The organism is Prosthecobacter sp., assembly GCF_046154365.1.
Lineage (GTDB): Bacteria > Verrucomicrobiota > Verrucomicrobiia > Verrucomicrobiales > Verrucomicrobiaceae > Prosthecobacter.
The window spans coordinates 1-16864 of record NZ_JBJXFV010000045.1; the positions used below are offsets into that span (position 1 = coordinate 1).

Sequence of the window (16864 nt, forward strand, 5' to 3'; positions counted from 1 at the left end):
CTGGCAATGGAACGGCGCTCGCTGCATGGCTGACTCCCAACCTCCACATCATCACTGGCGCATTGCCCACTCGGAAGCCTCGCTCGGCTGGGGCGGGCAGGAGCATCGCATCCTGGCGGAAATGCAGGGTTTCCGCCGTCGTGGCAGTGAAGTCTGGCTGATCGCGCCCGAGAAAAGCCAGCTCTATCAACGTGCGGCCCAGGCCGGTGTGCCGGTGGTGGCCCAGCGCTTCGATCAGCGCATCCTGCTGCCCTTGCATGCGCTGAACCTCGCCTGGTGGCTGCGTCGGCACCGCATTCAGATCGTGAATCCACACAGCTCGCGCGATGGCTGGCTGCTGACCATCGCCGCACGCATCGCCCGCGTGCCGCTCATCATCCGCAGCCGTCATTTCGACGTGCCCATTCCCAATCGTTCGATCAGCCGCCTGATGTACAAGGAATGGAGCCATCACATCATCACCACCAGCCCCAAGATCACCGAAACGCTCACCGCCACCTTCGATTTGGACCCCGCCGAGATCTCCACCATCTCCAGCGGCGTCGATCTGGAGCGTTTCAATCCTGAGGGGCCGCGTGCAGTGCTGCCGCTGCCAGCGTTGCCGCCCGGCACGCCGCTGATTGGCATGATCACCGTCCTGCGCTTCGCCAAAGGCACCCAGGTGCTGGCCGAGGCCACGCGCATCCTGCGGGATGAGCACAAGCTGCGCATCCACTGCGTCATTGTGGGCGAAGGTCCGCATCGCCAGCGGCTGGAGCACACGCTGGCCACGCTCGGCGTGGCAGATCAGTTCACACTCACCGGCCACCGCGAAGATGTGCCGGACATCATGCGCGCGCTCGACATCATCGCCATCCCCTCGTTTCACGAGGCCATTCCGCAGTCCGGCCTGCAAGCACTCGCGACCGGCATTCCCGTGGTGGCCAGCGATGTCGGTGGCATTCCCAGCATCATCCAGCACGGCAAGACTGGCCGTCTGGTGCCCATGCAAAACGCCCCCGCTCTCGCCGCCGCCATCCGCGCGACGCTCACGGAGCGTGAAACCACGCAGGCGCTGAGTGCCGCAGGCAGGCGCATGATTGAATCCCACCACAGTCTGGAAGTCATGCTCGACCGAGTGAACGCCATCTATCACCAGCACTTGGGCGGCTCTGCGGCGTGAGGTATCACGGCTGGGCCGTCGGCGCTGCAAATCCGGCCTTCAGGCGCTCAAAAATCGCCCGTGCCAGCAGTTCATGCCCGGCGGCTTTCATGTGCGAGCCATCCACATACAGAGTCGCCGCATCGAGGCCCTTGAACACATCCTTCATGCCGATGATTTCCACACCGGGACCGGCCAGTTTCGCCGCCCATTCATATTGCCCCTGGTCATCCGCCATGCTGTGCCCGTCGGTCCTTGGCACTTCGTTCGCCTGGAGCACCAAAAGAATCGGCACCCCGGCTTGCTTCGCCATTTCCACGGACAACGCAGTCTGATCGCGCACCAAATCATGCCACTGCGCCAGCAATGCAGCATTCATGCTGGCATTGATCTCGGCATCCGCATCGCTCACAGCGCCCTGGAGGCGCACTTCCTGCGGCAGCAGCTCCCAGAAGATTTTTTCCGTGCGCACCTCGAACAGCCGGCGAATCACCACGGACTTCATCAGCCAGTTTTTGGGATGCGGTGAACGAAATTCCTCCCGGCGACGCCATTCACGCTCATCCTCGAACTCATTCGAGGAATTCACATGCAGGACGACCAGACTGGGGTGGTACTTCAGCGCCTGCTGCACCACCAGTTGTTTGCGCCGTGCGCCATACCCTGGCAGTCCCATGTTAAACGACTCCGCCTTCATGCCTGACTCGCGCAGCATCGCTCCGAGCTTCCCTGCGTAGCTGGACGCCACATCGCGGCCACGGGCCACCGAGTCACCGACCACCATGACGCGCGCCATGTCCGGCTCACGCTGCAAGGCAAAGGACTGCGGGAAAAACTTCCGTCCGCCGGCGCGCACCAGATCGACGGTGCCGTCAGCGTTCTCGACGAACCCCGCCGTCGCATCATAACCATAGTCAAACCGGCCGCTCAACGTCCGCGCAAACAGCAGTCGCCCCACCAGCTCCGCTCCCACGAGCAGCACCACCATCAGCAGAAAAGATTTCGAGATCGCACGCATCAAAACTGGAAATAAATGAACTCCTGCTCGCCCGACAACGCGCTGGCGAACAACACAAACATCAACAAAAAGACCACCCCGCGCACCGGCCATGGCAGATGATCCAGCTCAGACTCATCCTGCTGTTTGCGGGTGGCCCATTGCAGCAGTAGCAGCGGCACCGCATGCACCGCCAGCCAGCCCGCCGGTTTCAGCCACGGCAGCGTGGCGTTGAAATTCCCCAGCGCCGCGAACCACGCGCCCAGTCCCGCCAGACCAGGCGCACGAAAGATGGCCCAGCCCACCAAGGTCAGGCAAAACATCAGCGCCACACTGCCATAACGCGCGAACCCGCGCTGTCCGGCGTCCGTTTCCAGTCGTCCCAGCCACGGCACCAGCCGGTAGATCGTGAGCAACGCCGCATGATAGCCGCCCCACAGCACAAACGTCCAGTTCGCACCATGCCACAGCCCGGCCAGCAGCATCGTCACCCACAGATTGCGCAGCGTCAGGAACGAACCACAGCGGTTGCCGCCCAGCGGGATGTACACGTAGTCACGGAACCAGCGCGACAGCGTGATATGCCAGCGCTGCCAGAAGTCACTCGGCCCGCGTGAGGCATACGGCAGCCGGAAATTCTGGCTCAGCTCAATCCCCAGCAGTCGTGCTGAACCACGCGCCATGTCGGTGTAGCCGGAAAAATCGCCGTAAATCTGGAAGGCGAAGGCCAGCACTCCCAAAATCGCCCACGGCGCGTTCAAACTGGCACCCGACTCAAACACATAGTTCGCCAGGATCGCGCAATGGTCCGCCACAAACGCCTTCTTGAAGGCACCAATGAGCAGCAGCCGCAGTCCGGCATGCACATGGCCCCAGTGCCACTTCGCCGCGTGCTGAAACTGCGTCAGCAGATGTGCCGGACGCTCAATTGGCCCGGCGACCAATTGCGGAAAGAATGCCAGATACGCCCCGAAGGTCAGCAGGTCATTCGCAGGCTTGGCCTTGCCGTGATACACATCCACCGCATAGGCAATCGACTGGAAGGTATAAAACGAAACCGCCACCGGCAGCACCACCTGTGGCAGCACCCAGCCGGGTTCCCACCCCGCCCGCTGCAGTAGCGCCATCAGCGAAGTCGCAAAGAAGCCAAAGTATTTAAAAATCCCCAGCACCGCCAGATTGGAGCCGATGCTCAGCAGCAGAAAACCTTTGCGCCGCTGTGCCTCAGGAATCCGCCACAACAACAGATACCCTAGCGGGAACAGCACCGCAAAAACAGCGCCAAACTCGAACATCGCCGTCCGCACCTCCCCTGCCCCATGTGGAATCAGCCTGCATGCCCACAGCCACGCCAGCGGCAGTACTGCCGTGCCGACCACACGCCACGTCGATGATCGCTCCCCCACAATCGCCCGTCCGCAAAAGTAATCCACGCAGGTCGATCCCATCAGCAGCGCCAGAAAGCGGACATCCCACATCCCGTAGAACACATAACTCGCCACCAGCAGCAGCACCATGCGCGCCCGCAGCCCCAGCGCCCAGTACAGCACCACCACCAGGGGCAAAAAGAAGGCGTATTGCCAGGACAGAAAGGACATGGGCAGAAATGCAAAAAGGAAGTCAGCATGCCACCGCAGGCGGCACGGCTGGTGTTTATGCCGATGCCCGGCCCGCCGTCAACCAGCGATGACCAGCCTGCGGCACTTCCCGGTTGTGCGGCTGACGATGCGGCGGTTAGTGCTCAGCGATTCTCATGTCCAGCAGTCCCCTTTCCTCTCCAACACCTCCGCTTAAGCCCTCTGATCCCCAGTTTACCGCTGTAGCCAAGCAGACGCTTAAATCCATCTGGAAATATGTCGTGCCCTACCGCGGTCGCTTCGCCCTGAGCCTACTGTTAGGCATGCTCAGCGCCGTGTTCAACGGCATCATGCTCATCGGCTTCCAGCTCATCTTCTCCCTCGTTTTGAAGGGCAAAACCCGCACCCTCGGCGAACCCACCAATCTCCCGCTCATCGGCGAGATCGACCTCTCCAAAATCATCGGTGTCGATGCCGACACACCCATCGGCTTTACCGGCGTCATGATCGCCTGCGCCTTCATTCCGGTGCTGATCTTCCTTCGCGGCTTCTTCGCCTACCTTTCCAGTTACATGCAGGCCTGGGTCACCAGCAAAGTCGCCTTCCAGCTTCGCAATGACGCCTTCCACAGCGTCATGCGCCAGTCCCCCGGGTTTTTTAACTCCGCCAAGACCGGCGAACTCATGCAGACGGTCACCAGCCAGACCGCCGTCGTCCAGCGCAATGCCATGCAGCTCATCCAGACTTTGGCACAGCGCCCGCTCACCATCATCTCCATCCTCGTCGTTCTCTTTGCCCAGGACTGGTTTTTCACTCTCATGTCCCTCGTCGTCTTTCCGCTCTGCCTGGTGCCGATCATCCGTATCGGCAAACGCGTGCGCAAAACCGGCGCACGTGAAGAATACGACTCACGCGAACTCATGGTGGCCATGCAGGAGTCCTTTGCCGGCATCCGTCTCGTCAAAGCCTATGCCCGCGAAGATCACGCTGAACGACGTTTCGCGCGCACCAACGCCAGCATGACCGAGAATCAGGTGCGCTGGACCAAGGCCATGGAACTCGTCGGGCCCATCGTCGAAACCGTGGCCTCGTTCGGCATCGCCGCCGGCTTGGTTTATGCCTGGGAGCGTGGTTTGGAGGCGGAAAACTTCTTCCTCCTCGTCATGGCCCTGACACAGATCTATCCGCCAGTGAAAGAGCTGAGCCGCGTGCAAATGATGCTGCAAAAGACCACCGTCGCCGCTGGCATGGTCTTTGAGCTGCTGGATCGCAAAGCCGATATTCAAGACGCCCCGGACGCCGTGGATGTAGGCCGCGCTCAAGGTGCCGTCACCTTCCAGAACCTCACGTTTTCCTATCGCGAAAGCAGTGGCGAGCGCAAAGACGCCCCCGCCGTCACCGGCATCGACCTCCAGCTCGATCCCGGCAAATTTTACGCCTTCGTCGGCCCCAGCGGCGCTGGCAAGAGCACGCTCTACTCGTTGCTGCTGCGTTTCTACGATCCCGATGCAGGCGCGATCCTGCTCGACGGCCGCGACATCCGCAGCATCCAGCAAACCTCATTGCGTGGGAACATCGGCGTCGTCAGCCAGGACACCTTCCTCTTTCACGACACCATCCGTGAAAACATCCGTTATGGCCGCCTCGACGCCACCGAGGCCGAAATCATCGCTGCGGCCAAAAAAGCCCATGCCCACGAATTCATTGAGCAAATCAGCAACGGCTACGACGCCATCGTCGGCGAAAGTGGCTGCAATCTCTCCGGCGGCCAGAAACAGCGCATCTCCATCGCCCGCGCCATTCTACGTGACTCCCCGATCCTGCTGCTAGATGAAGCCACCTCCGCACTCGACACCGAGAGCGAAAAAATCATCCAAGAAGCCATTCACATCCTCTCGGAAGGGAAGACCGTCGTCGCCATCGCGCATCGCCTCTCCACCGTCCTCGAAGCAGATCAGATCGTCGTCATGGATCAGGGCCTGATTCTTGACCGTGGCACGCATGCTGAACTGCTGGACCGCAATCCGCTCTACCAAAAGCTGTATCACCTTCAGTTCAATTCCGACGGGAACCGTGAATAGCCATCAGCCGTTTCTCAGGCTGCCTTGACGGCCTTGATGATAACAGTTCTCCCCAGCAGCATGTCGATGCTGTTCATGGCCTGCACCAGCGGCTCGTTCTCTTTATCCAGCGTATTGTAGCGGTGCCGCTCCTGGCGCATCGCCCATGCTCCCGCCAGTTTGATCAGCGGGTAGAGCAGCGCTAGTTTCCAAATGGCCGAGCGCTGCCTGCGGTCGATGTGAGGCGACACATCTGCAAAACCGGCGTCCATCAGCGCGTGCGCCACATAAAACCACGACACTGGATTGATGTGACCACCAGCAGAATACAACGCGCTGTGCTTCACCGGCAGCGGACCAAAGAGATTCCAGAAACCGAAACCAAGAAAGCGCAGCCGTGAATTGAGGTTCAAGATGTTCGGCGTGCTCAGGATGCAAACACCGCCAGGTTTCAGCACCCGGTGAATTTCCCGCACCACCCGGCGAAAGTCCTCCAAGTGCTCGATCACCTCGGTGATGGTAACCACATCAAAGGTGGCATCCGCATACGGCATCGGCTCACAATTCAGGTTTGCGATGTCCACTTTCTGTCCCGGCAGCCTCATGAGTTCATTCGTATAATCACAGGCGCTGGACTCCACTTTCAGCTTGGACTTCACCCGTGTGATCAGCGTCCCATACCCAGCACCGATGTCGAGATGCCGAGTCCATGCCTCGCAACCAGGCTCGGCCAGCAGCAGTTCCAGGACTTTGATGTGAATGGGGTCAATCCTCATAAAAAGCGAAAACCCTGCATAACCGAGGACTCAATGGACGAGCAAGCGAATTCAACCGCAGAACCTGAGTCATCCCTCCTTGCTCACCAAGGCATGCAAGTCGAATAAAGTCGTGCCTCATGATTTCAACTATTCTAATCGCCGCCGCCGAGGGCATACCGCCCGTCTTTGCGCTGCTGGCGCTGATGCTCGCCGGCGTCGTGCTCGTCTCCTTGCTCCTGCTGCATCTGCAACAGTCCATGCTGGCCGGCTACTTCATCTGTGGCGTCGTCATCGCCAATTCAGGTGTGCTCGACCTCCTCGGCGGTGGTGAATCACATGAGCGTGTCTCGCAGATGGCCGAGTTCGGCGTGGTGTTGCTCATGTTCACGCTTGGGCTGGAATTCTCCCTCGGCGAACTGCGTTTCCTGCGCCGTCTTGCTTTCGTCGGCGGCGGCTGGCAGATGGGGTTGTGCATGTTCGTCGCCGCAGCGGCCTCCATCGCGATGCTGCTGCCGTGGCAGGCGGCAGTGATTGTCTCCGTAGCGCTCGCCATGAGTTCCACGGCGGTCAGTTTGAAAAGTTTTCAGGACATGGGCCTCGAAGCCAGTCCCGGCGCGCGCATGGCGCTGGCCGTGGCGATTTTTCAAGACCTGTTCATCATCGTCTTCTTCCTATTCCTGCCTTTGTTGCTGCCGCAACCCGGCGTGGAGGCGGCGCTCATGCCACGCCTTGGTTCGCTTGCTCTGCGAGGCGGCTTGTTTGTCGTTTTGGCCGGCGTGGCGGCACGCTGGGTCATCCCGTGGGTGCTCAATGCGGTGTCGCGCACCCGCAGCCGCGAACTCTTCACCCTCTCGGTCATCGGCAGTTGTGTCGGCCTCGCCTTCATCGGCGGCTTGCTCGGTCTTGGCCTGGTGCTCGGTGCGTTCGTCGCCGGATTGGCAGTGAGTGAGTCCATCTTCAAGCACCGCATCCTCGCTGACGTGATGCCCTTGAAGGATCTCTTCCTCACCTTGTTCTTCGTTTCCGTGGGCCTCATGATCGACTTGAAAGCCGCCGCGCAGCTCTGGCTGCCCATCTGTGCCCTCACCGCCGTCCTGATGCTCATCAAGGCAGGCGTCATCACCTTCATCGCCCGTTATCTTGGCCTGGCGCGTCGCCAGTCGCTCATGGCGGGCATCGGCCTGTGCAGCGCGGGGGAGTTTTCACTCGTGCTGCTCCAGCAGGCCGGGGCTGCGAAGCTTTGGAGCATCGAGACCCAGCAGACCCTGCTCGTCGCCAGCGCATTTTCGATGGGCCTCCTCCCTGCCCTGCTCAAGCTCGGCCAGCCACTCGGTGACTGGCTCGTCAAACGCGGTTGGGGCCGTGGCAAACCCGTCAAATTCGACGCTGGCAGCCTGCGCCAGCGCGTCGCCGGGCTTAAAGATCACGCCATCATTTGCGGACATGGTCCCGTCGGTGAAAAGCTCAACAAGGCCCTGACCGACGCCGGTGTGCGGACGCTGGTGGTCGAGTTGAATGCTGAAACCGTGCGCAACCTTCAGCGTCAGGGCCAGGCCGTGCTCTTTGCCGATGCCAGCCATGAGGAAACCTGGGAACTCACCAAGTTGAAGAGCGCCCGCATGGTCGCGTTGACGTTTCCCGATGCCACCGTCAACGCGCAGGCCCTCGCGATGATTCGCGAACAGCGGCCCGACATCGCCGTGCTCGCCCGCGCACGCTTCAGCTCCGATGTTGAGCGTCTGAAACGCCTCGGTGCCACCCAAGTCGTCAACGATGAGACCGAAGCCAGCCGCGCCATGGAAGACGCCGCGCTCACCTTGCAAGGCGCTTGAGCCATTGCACCATCCTCCCGCCCGCCTAGTCTGACGGCGAATGTCCCAACGCCTCTTCCTTCTCGACGGCATGGCGCTGCTTTACCGCGCGCACTTTGCCTTCATCAAAGCCCCCATCCGCACCAGCGACGGGCTGAACACCTCCGCGCTCTACGGTTTCGCCAACACGCTGCTCGACATCCTCAAAAACCAGCAGCCCACGCATCTCGCCGTCGCTCTGGACACATCGGCACCGACGCCGCGCCATGAGATGTTCCCCGCTTACAAAGCGCAGCGCGAGGAGATGCCGGAGGACATCAGCATGGCCATCCCGCAGATCAAACGCCTCATGGAGGCCATGAACGTGCCCATTCTCGTGCGCGACGGCTACGAGGCCGACGACATCATCGGCATCCTGGCCAAACGCGCGGAGAAAGAAGGCATCGAGACCTTCATGGTCACACCGGACAAAGATTTCGGCCAGCTCGTCTCCGAGCATGTCAAGATCTACAAACCCGGCCGCGCTGGTGCCGACGTGGAAATCCTCGGTGTGAAGGAAATCTGCGAGCGCTGGGGCATCGAGCGGCCCGAGCAGGTCATCGACATCCTCGCGCTCATGGGCGACGCGGTCGATAACATTCCCGGCGTGAAAGGCTTCGGCGAAAAAACCGCCACCGCGCTCATCCAGCAGTTCGGCAGCGTCGAAAACCTGCTCGCCAACACCGACCAGCTCAAAGGCAAGCAGAAGGAAAAACTCGAAGCCAGCAAGGACGACGCCCTGCTCTCCAAACAGCTCGCCACCATCTTCGTTGACGCGCCTTACGACGCACAAGTCGCCGATCTCATCCTCAAACCACACAACGACGATGCGCTGAAAGCCTTCTTCACCGAGTTCGAGTTCAACGCCCTTGGTCGCCGCCTCTACGGCGATGACTTCAAAGCCGGTCGTGGCCGCAAAACGGCTGCTGAAGCCGCGCCGAGCGATCTTTTCGCGGCTGCGGATGTCGAAGTGCCTGTCGCTGCGAAGCTAACCACCATCGCCGACACGCCGCACGTTTATCACCTCGCCCAAACCGCCGAGGAACGCCAAGACCTCCTCACGCAGCTCGCTCAGCAGAAATCCTTCTGCTTCGACCTCGAAACGACCGGACTCGATCCACGCGACACCAACATCGTCGGTATCGCGTTCTCATGGAAGGCACATGAAGGCTGGTTCGCGCACTTCCCACGCGACAAAGCCGCCGCGAAGGCCGTGCTCGAAGAATTCCGCGACGTGCTCACACGCGACGGCATCGAAAAAATCGGCCACAACCTCAAGTTCGACCTCAGCGTGCTCCTCGCGCATGGCGTCGAGGTCATAGGGCCGTATTTCGACACCATGCTCGCGCATGCCTTGATCGAGCCTGAGCAGCGTCACGGCATGGACTTCTTGTCCGAGACTTACTTGCACTACACGCCCGTGCCCATCACCGCGCTCATCGGTGTCGAGAAGGACGATTTGTTCAGCCAATCGACCATGGCCGATGTCGCGGCGGAAGATGCCCGCAAAGTCGCCGACTACGCCGCCGAAGATGCCGATGTCACCTGGCAGCTCGCGGCAAAGATGCGCCCCGAATTGAAGGCGCAGCAATACGTCTTTGACGCCATCGAGTGCCCTTTGTTGCCCGTGCTCACCAGCATGGAGAATTTTGGCGTGAAGATCGACGTGCAAGCCTTGCGCGAATACGGTGTCGAACTCGACAAGAAAGCCGCCGAACTGCAAAAGCGCATTCAGGAAAGCGCAGGCGGCCCCTTCAACCTCAACAGCCCCAAACAGCTCGGCGAAGTGCTGTTTGACCGCCTCAAACTCATCGAGAAGCCGAAGAAAACCGCCACCGGCCAGTATCAGACGAACGAGCAGGTCTTGCAGTCGCTCACCGGTCTGCATCCGATCATTCAGGACATCCTCGACTACCGCGAGGTCACCAAACTCAACAACACCTACGTCGAAGCGTTGCCGCATGCCGTTTCAAAGGTCACCGGTCGCGTCCACACCACCTTCCATCAGCTCATGGCCGCCACCGGGCGCATGGCATCGAGCGATCCCAACCTGCAAAACATCCCCATCCGCTCCGACCTCGGCCGCGAGATCCGCAAGGCCTTCGTGCCCGGCTTCGACGGCTGGGTGTTGATGAGCGCCGACTACTCGCAGATCGAACTCCGCGTCATGGCCGCCCTCAGCGGCGACAAGGCCATGATCGAAGCCTTCGCCCAAGGTCTCGACATTCATCAGGCCACCGCCGCGCGCGTTTATGGCGTCGAACTCGACGGCGTGCTGCCCGAGATGCGCCGCACCGCCAAGATGGTCAACTTCGGCATCATTTACGGCATCTCCGCCTTCGGTTTGAGCCAGCGCCTCGGCATTCCACGCGGCGAGGCCGCCACCATCATCGACAACTACTTCAAGCAGTTCCCCGGCGTGAAACGCTTCATGGAACAGATCGTCGAAGACGCCAAAACTCGCGGCTACGTCGAAACCCTCACCGGCCGCCGCCGCACCATCCGCGACATCACCAGCGGCAACGCCACCATTCGCGGTGCCGCCGAACGCGTCGCCATGAACACCCCCATCCAAGGCACCGCCGCCGACATGATCAAGCTCGCCATGATCCACGTCGCCACCGCTTTGAAAAAAGCCGGCTTACAAACCCGCATGCTCCTCCAAGTCCACGACGAACTCCTCTTCGAAATGCCCGAGAGCGAAGTCGATCAAGCGCGAACGATCATTCTCGATGCGATGAAGAATGCATTGCCGCTCGAAGGCGTACCGGTTGAAGTCGAAGCGGGCACGGGATTGAACTGGCTGCAGGCGCATTGAGGCTTGCCAGCAGGGTTGCTTCCAGCTTTCATCACTTCACACCATGTCCGAATCACCTCGACTCATTCACCGAATCACCCCGAAGAACATCCTGTCCTTCGGGCCAGAATGCTCTGGCATTGAGCTGGGATCGCTCAATCTGCTCATCGGACCAAATGGGAGCGGGAAGTCGAATTTGATCGAGGTGATCGATTTGATGCGAGCATCTCCAAAGGATTATGCGGATGTCACTCGTAGAGGTGGCGGCATCCAAGATTGGATTTGGAAAGGGCTGCGGCAGCACAGCGGTGACATCGAAGTGATTCATCATTTTACACGCGAATGTCCCCACCTTAGTCATTTCATAGACCTTCAGTCTGCGAATCAACAATTCAGCCTGATAGATGAGGCTATTTTTAATTCTTCCGGCAACCCTGTTTACCTACGGCAAGGAACTTCTGGAGATGGCCCAGAGGCCGAAGTGAAAATCAGAGAAGAAGACGGGGGTGGCAAAAAATGGACCGAAGCACCGATTCGCCACTTTAACCGTTCTGTACTTGGCCAGTTACGCGATGCCGCACGTATGCCAGAGTTGGCACATCTTACCGATGCGTACGAGCAAATTCGAATCTACCGCGAATGGGCTTTGGGACGAAACACTGTCTTCCGGGAGCCTCAAAGAGCCGACATGCGCCGAGATCGGCTCGAAGAAGACTTTTCCAACCTCGGCCTCTTCCTCAATCGCCTAAAAACCGAGTTTCCAGCCGCCAAACGAACCTTGCTCAAAGCCCTGCAAGACCTTTACGATGGCATCACCGACTTCGAAGTGAACACGAATGGCGGCACGGTCCAGGTCTTCCTCCACGAAGGTGATTTTGCGATTCCAGCCACTCGTTTGTCAGACGGAACGTTGCGCTATCTTTGCCTGCTGGCGATTCTTTGCGACCCCGAACCGCCGCCACTGATTTGCATCGAGGAGCCGGAGCTTGGACTGCACCCGGACATCTTGCCGGGATTGGCGGATCTGCTCCGCACCGCGTCGGAGCGCACACAACTCATCGTGACGACCCATTCGGACATCCTAGTCGATGCGATGACCGAGACACCGGAGTGCGTGATCGTTTGCGAGAAGCATGAGGGCCAGACCGAGATGAAGCGGCTTGATGCCGGTGAGTTGAGCGTGTGGCTGCAAAAATACCGTCTGGGCCAGCTCTGGATCGACGGACAGCTCGGAGGCAAGCGCTGGTGAGGGCGATCATTTACATCGAGGGCGGCGCCAGCGGCCCGCACTCGAAAAATCTCAATATTCGCTGCCAGAAGGCTTTTCATGCGCTGTTGGACAAGATGGGACTGCAACGCAAACCACGTCTGAAAGCCTGCGGCGGCCGGAACGCGGTCTATGACGACTTTTGCACCGCTCACACAGCCAAGCGTGAGGACTTCGTTGCCATGTGGATCGACAGCGAGGAGCCCATGAAGGATGCTGAAACCGCCTGGAAGCATCTGGCTGAGGTCACCACGGTCGGAGCCTTGGAACAGCCAAAGGATGCGAAGGACGAACAGGTGCTCTTCATGACGACCTGCATGGAAACCTGGATCGTGGCTGACCGGGAGGCATTGAAACGGCATTTCGGCCACAAGCTCCACGAAAACGTGCTCCCGCCGCCCAACGATCTCGAAAAACGTCACCGTCACGATGTGCAAGACCGTCTCGAACGAGCAACCAAGGAATGCCAGAACGCCTACGCCAAAGGAAAACGCTCATTCGAGGCATTGGAGGAGGTCTCGCCGGAGGCTCTGCGGGAACTGCCAAGTTTTTGCCGCGTGCAGCGCATCTTGAAAAAGCGGCTTTGAATCGTGGCGGTCGTTGCTGCCACATTACTCACCGATCTTCGAATCAAACGCATCGCCAGGCCGTCGCCGAGGAAGTTGAGGGCGAGGAGGCTGGCAGATCAAAACATCTCCTGCGCCTCACCGATGCGCTTGCGCCAGTAGTAGGGGCGGCGCTTGGCGTGGGCGATGGCGAGAATCACGACCTTCTCCCGCCATAGCATGTAGGCGATGTAGTGTTCGCTGAACCGGGGCTTGAGGTTCGCCCGGCGAACGGCTCTGCGACGGATGTTGTAGAGCAGCGGGGTCTCGCAAATGGCATGGCGATATTGCAGGTAGTGCGATTCAAACGCGGTGACCAGCTCCTTGCCAATGCCCGCAAAGTACATCAGGAGTTCATCGTGCTCCATCTGGGCCGCAGGATGGATGTTCCACTCGGTCATGGTCGGTAAACGGGACGCTGGATGCCCAGCTTGGCAAACACGGCATCTGAACGCCGTTCCGATTCCTCGGCCGTGAGCAACTGGACTGTGCCATCCTCAATTTCCTTCACCCGCGCATCAATCTCGGCATCCCACTCGGCTTCGACGGCGTCGGCTTCAGCCTCATCGTCGCTGCGGGCATGGCTGGGATATTCGTGCTGAAGATCACGGAGAAGTTCCTCAGCCTCATCCGAGGCAAGGCTGCGGATTTGCTGTTTGATGCGTTCCACGGTGGCAGTCATGGTGTGATTCTATCGTGAGGGGCAGGATTTGTCGAGGGCCTGGAAAGCCAAGTGAGAAATCGCTGATTTGCGTCGCCCGTCATGCGCCCCACGGCCAAGATGGTGAACTTCGGTATCATCTGCGGCATCTCCGCCTTCGGTTTGAGCCAGCGCCTCGGCATTCCACGCGGCGAGGCCGCCACCATGATCGACAACTGCTTCAAGCAGTTCCCCGGCGTGAAACGCTTCATGGAGCCGATCGTCGAAGACGCCAAAACCCGCGGCTACGTCGAAACCCTCACCGGCCGCCGCACCATCCGCGACATCACCAGCGATCTCACGCGCCACGCAGCTTGGACACGTCGTAGAGACTCAGCATTGAAGCGAGGACTTCATCACGTTTGCCCTGCTTGAGCTGATCAAAGGTGACGTGCTTGCCGGGGAGGAGCCTGAAGTGGCCGGAGCGGGTGCGGCGCAGGGCGCTGAGATGCGCGCCGCAGCCGAGTTTCTGACCGATGTCGTGCGCGTAGGTGCGGACGTAGAAGCCTTTACTGCACACGATGCGGAAGTCGATCTGCGGCGGTTCAAAGCGCGTGATTTCGTAATCATATACGCGAACGAAGCGCGGCTCGCGCACGACCTCGATGCCTTTGCGCGCCATCTTGTAGAGCGGGACGCCGTCGATCTTGATGGCGGAGACCATGGGCGGCATCTGATAGAAGTCGCCGCGCATGGTTTCAAAGGCGGCCTTCACCTGCTCCAGGGTGAGGTCTGTGGGCACGGGTTTTTCCTCGACGGTCTCGCCCTCGGCGTCCTGGGTGTTGGTGGTCTTGCCCAGCGTGAGGGTGCCGACGTATTCTTTGTCCTCGGACATGAGGAGATCGGAGAGGCGGGTGCCATTACCGAGCACGAGGATGAGCATGCCCGTGGCCATGGGGTCGAGCGTGCCGCAGTGGCCGATCTTCTTCATGTTCAGACAGCGCCGCGCCACCGCAACCACGTCGTGGGAGGTCATGTCCTGGCCTTTGTCCACCAGGAGGACGCCGCTAATCAATTCGTCTGACTTCATGTTCGAGTATCTGCAAAAATTTCTCTGCTGCTTCGGTGATGGGGCCGCGCAACCGCGCACCTGCGGCCATGCGATGGCCGCCGCCGCCGAACTGCGCGCAGACGTCGGCGACGTTCACACGCGAGTCCTTGGAGCGCGCACTGGCGCGCACCTTGCCATCGTTGGTTTCTTCAAAAATGACGCAACTGACGACGGAGTCGATCATGCGCAGGGTGTCGTTCAGCCCTTCGGTATCGCCGGGCTGCATGGCGATTTTGTCCATGAGCTGCTGCGTGAGCTGCCAGCTCACGATGCGGCCCTCGGCGCGGAACTGCATCTCGTTGAGCATGGCGCGCATGAGTTCGAGGCGGCGCAGCGGGTAGGACTGATAGACGAGCTGGGCCAGGCGTGCGGTGTCAAGCCCGGTGTCGATCATTTCGGCCACGATGCGATGCGTGCGCGCATTGGTGCTGGAGTATTGGAAGGAGCCGGTGTCCGTGGAGATAGCGACGAAGAGATTCTGCCGGACGGCGTCGTCGATGGGCAGGCCGTGCTCGCTGAGCAGGTTGTAAATGATCTGCCCGGTAGCGGGAGAGGCGCTGTCGATGAAGTTCAACTGGCCGTAGGCCGGATTGGTGGGGTGATGGTCGATGTTGACGAGCAGCGGTGCCGGATCGAGCAGCGCCTTGCACTTTTCACCGATGCGCTCATGCGTGGCGGTGTCGAGCGCGATGGCGAGATCAACATTCAGTGCCGCAACGCCGGGCTGAATGACGGTTTCCGTGCCGGGCAGGAAGGCCAGATTATTGGGAACACCGTCTTCGAGCAGAGCGATGACGTCCTTGCCCAAGGCACGCAGACTCAGAGCGAGACCGAGCACGGAGCCAACCGCATCCCCATCTGGACGCACATGGGCGACGACAGCAATGCGCTGGGCAGAGCGCATGGCGGCAACGATCTCGGCGGTGGTGGCGTTGGCGGACATTGGGAGCCGGTGACAAAGCACTCCCAGACTCAGGCGCAAGGAGAAGATGCTGCCACAGCCATTCCGTACCGCCGCTGCGGCTGACCTCCCCTCACCCGGCCATGCCTGCAATGCTGCCCCCGGCGGCTTGCGTTCAGCGTGATCTGAGAAAGCTCAATGCCTGTTCCTGTCAACTATCGACTCCCGCCCCTTTCCTGCAAAGCGCTGCCCAGGAGGCACCGCCACCCGCTCAGTCTTCGCTGCCGCAATGCTTTCAACACAGCGCCGATGCTGCCACACGCACGCCCGATGCCAAATCGGAAACCTGGCTGCTTGCGTTCTGCGCGATTCGAGAACCTCACATGGTTGGCTCTCGGTAAGTGGATATACCCAACGTCACCATGATTTGTGAATCTTTACTGCGGAGTACTGGAGTCGTGGAGTGCTGGAATGCAGAACTCCAGAACTCCAGCACTCCAGCACTCCCGGGCGAATAGAAATTCCCAAATCCTGATGACGCGCGGTATATTTTGACAAGCAGTTGCACACGCCGAGTAGAGCCAGCGGTTGCCCGCTGGCTCCCTCAAACACCCACTGCACCGGGCGCTCACGCTATGTGGTTCCCATGCTTTATTGCCAAAGCGCCTCCAGGGCGTCATGGGCGGACCTTCCGGGCCTAAATCCATGGCTGCAGCTTTTGAAGTCTGCTTCATAGACTGGCTCCAGCGCCATGACGATGGCTCGTTGCAGCACGTTGATTCGCTCTCGCTCATCCCTGCGGGGCAGCCTGTCGGCCGTCTGTCTCGCTGCTGCTCGGCTATCTTCGAGTGTCGGGATGCCGATGGGCCGTGTGCTCTTGCCGTCTCCTTTGCGGATGTGGATTCGCTACACGGGCGGTGCTTTGTAGCGGCCGCTTTTGGCGCGGTCGAGCAGGTCGGCGAGGTTCCCGTGAAGGTTCTCCGCGTATTGCTCGGCGCTTTGCCTAAACACCGAGAGAGATTAAAATGACGCAAGGGGTGCGTCGCCGGAATGATGTAGATTAAAGCGAAGAAGCAGACGGCTGGGAGTGCTGTTGCCAGAAGTGGTTCCAGCGTGAGGGCGTCAGGTAAAGCGCACGCAAAGAGATCAGCGCATCGCTC

General features: G+C 60.2%; 14 protein-coding genes and 1 pseudogene. 7 read left to right on the forward strand and 8 right to left on the reverse strand.

Translation table 11 applies throughout. The features are described 5' to 3' along the window. Positions 1-1162 (forward strand): glycosyltransferase (locus ACKVY0_RS04845; protein ID WP_409213663.1); only part of this gene is annotated, 1162 nt, incomplete at its 5' end. A gap of 4 nt (positions 1163-1166) precedes the next feature. On the opposite strand, the gene ACKVY0_RS04850 is transcribed toward ACKVY0_RS04845, so the two are convergent. Both ACKVY0_RS04850 and ACKVY0_RS04855 read right to left on the reverse strand, forming a co-directional pair. Continuing rightward, complete coding sequence (locus tag ACKVY0_RS04850; protein ID WP_409213664.1) at positions 1167-2159, reverse strand: hypothetical protein; 993 nt, start codon at positions 2157-2159, stop codon at positions 1167-1169. Further along, on the reverse strand, positions 2159-3736 hold the full coding sequence (locus ACKVY0_RS04855; RefSeq protein WP_409213665.1) for an MBOAT family O-acyltransferase: 1578 nt from the start codon (positions 3734-3736) through the stop codon (positions 2159-2161). The genes ACKVY0_RS04850 and ACKVY0_RS04855 overlap by 1 nt, the downstream gene beginning before the upstream one ends. Positions 3737-3891: 155 nt before the next feature. On the opposite strand from ACKVY0_RS04855, the gene ACKVY0_RS04860 reads away from it, so the two are divergent. Then, positions 3892-5796 (forward strand): ABC transporter ATP-binding protein, encoded by a 1905-nt coding sequence (locus ACKVY0_RS04860; protein ID WP_409213666.1) that lies wholly within the window; start codon positions 3892-3894, stop codon positions 5794-5796. A 14-nt stretch (positions 5797-5810) separates the two neighbouring features. Here the strand turns inward: ACKVY0_RS04860 and ACKVY0_RS04865 are convergent, their stop codons facing one another. After that, positions 5811-6551: a class I SAM-dependent methyltransferase gene (locus ACKVY0_RS04865; RefSeq protein ID WP_409213667.1), complete on the reverse strand. Its 741-nt coding sequence runs from the start codon at positions 6549-6551 to the stop codon at positions 5811-5813. 119 nt (positions 6552-6670) lie between these two features. Here ACKVY0_RS04865 and ACKVY0_RS04870 point away from each other — a divergent pair, with 119 nt between their 5' ends. Genes ACKVY0_RS04870 through ACKVY0_RS04885 form a run of 4 tightly spaced genes read left to right on the forward strand, consistent with a single transcriptional unit; the run spans position 6671 to position 13034 of the window. Next, a complete protein-coding gene (locus ACKVY0_RS04870; RefSeq protein WP_409213668.1) occupies positions 6671-8365 on the forward strand; it encodes a cation:proton antiporter in 1695 nt (564 codons plus the stop codon). Positions 8366-8405: 40 nt separating this feature from the next. Next, positions 8406-11201 carry a DNA polymerase I gene (polA, locus tag ACKVY0_RS04875; protein ID WP_409213669.1) on the forward strand — a complete coding sequence of 932 codons (2796 nt, stop codon included), beginning with the start codon at positions 8406-8408 and terminating at the stop codon, positions 11199-11201. A 43-nt stretch (positions 11202-11244) separates the two neighbouring features. Next, the gene (locus tag ACKVY0_RS04880) at positions 11245-12429 is read left to right on the forward strand and encodes an AAA family ATPase (RefSeq protein ID WP_409213670.1); all 1185 of its coding nucleotides are present in this window, start codon (positions 11245-11247) and stop codon (positions 12427-12429) included. Then, positions 12426-13034 carry a DUF4276 family protein gene (locus tag ACKVY0_RS04885; protein WP_409213671.1) on the forward strand — a complete coding sequence of 203 codons (609 nt, stop codon included), beginning with the start codon at positions 12426-12428 and terminating at the stop codon, positions 13032-13034. Before ACKVY0_RS04880 ends, ACKVY0_RS04885 begins: the two co-directional genes overlap by 4 nt. Before the next feature lie 98 nt (positions 13035-13132). On the opposite strand, the gene ACKVY0_RS04890 is transcribed toward ACKVY0_RS04885, so the two are convergent. After that, on the reverse strand, positions 13133-13453 hold the full coding sequence (locus ACKVY0_RS04890; RefSeq protein WP_409213672.1) for a hypothetical protein: 321 nt from the start codon (positions 13451-13453) through the stop codon (positions 13133-13135). Beyond that, complete coding sequence (locus tag ACKVY0_RS04895) at positions 13450-13734, reverse strand: addiction module protein (protein WP_409213673.1); 285 nt, start codon at positions 13732-13734, stop codon at positions 13450-13452. The genes ACKVY0_RS04890 and ACKVY0_RS04895 overlap by 4 nt, the downstream gene beginning before the upstream one ends. An 81-nt stretch (positions 13735-13815) precedes the next feature. Between ACKVY0_RS04895 and ACKVY0_RS04900 the strand changes: the two genes are divergently transcribed. Continuing rightward, complete coding sequence (locus ACKVY0_RS04900) at positions 13816-14127, forward strand: DNA polymerase (RefSeq protein ID WP_409213674.1); 312 nt, start codon at positions 13816-13818, stop codon at positions 14125-14127. On the opposite strand, the gene truB is transcribed toward ACKVY0_RS04900, so the two are convergent. The 3 genes and pseudogenes from truB to ACKVY0_RS04915 all read right to left on the reverse strand — a co-directional run. Next, positions 14051-14782, reverse strand: coding sequence for a tRNA pseudouridine(55) synthase TruB (truB, locus tag ACKVY0_RS04905; RefSeq protein ID WP_409213675.1), 732 nt, complete (start codon positions 14780-14782; stop codon positions 14051-14053). The two genes, ACKVY0_RS04900 and truB, sit on opposite strands and share 77 nt — an antisense overlap. Next, positions 14760-15746: a DHH family phosphoesterase gene (locus ACKVY0_RS04910; RefSeq protein WP_409213676.1), complete on the reverse strand. Its 987-nt coding sequence runs from the start codon at positions 15744-15746 to the stop codon at positions 14760-14762. The genes truB and ACKVY0_RS04910 overlap by 23 nt, the downstream gene beginning before the upstream one ends. A 618-nt stretch (positions 15747-16364) precedes the next feature. After that, positions 16365-16715 (reverse strand): annotated as a pseudogene (locus tag ACKVY0_RS04915) (hypothetical protein); the annotation flags it as partial. Positions 16716-16864: the final 149 nt, after the last annotated feature.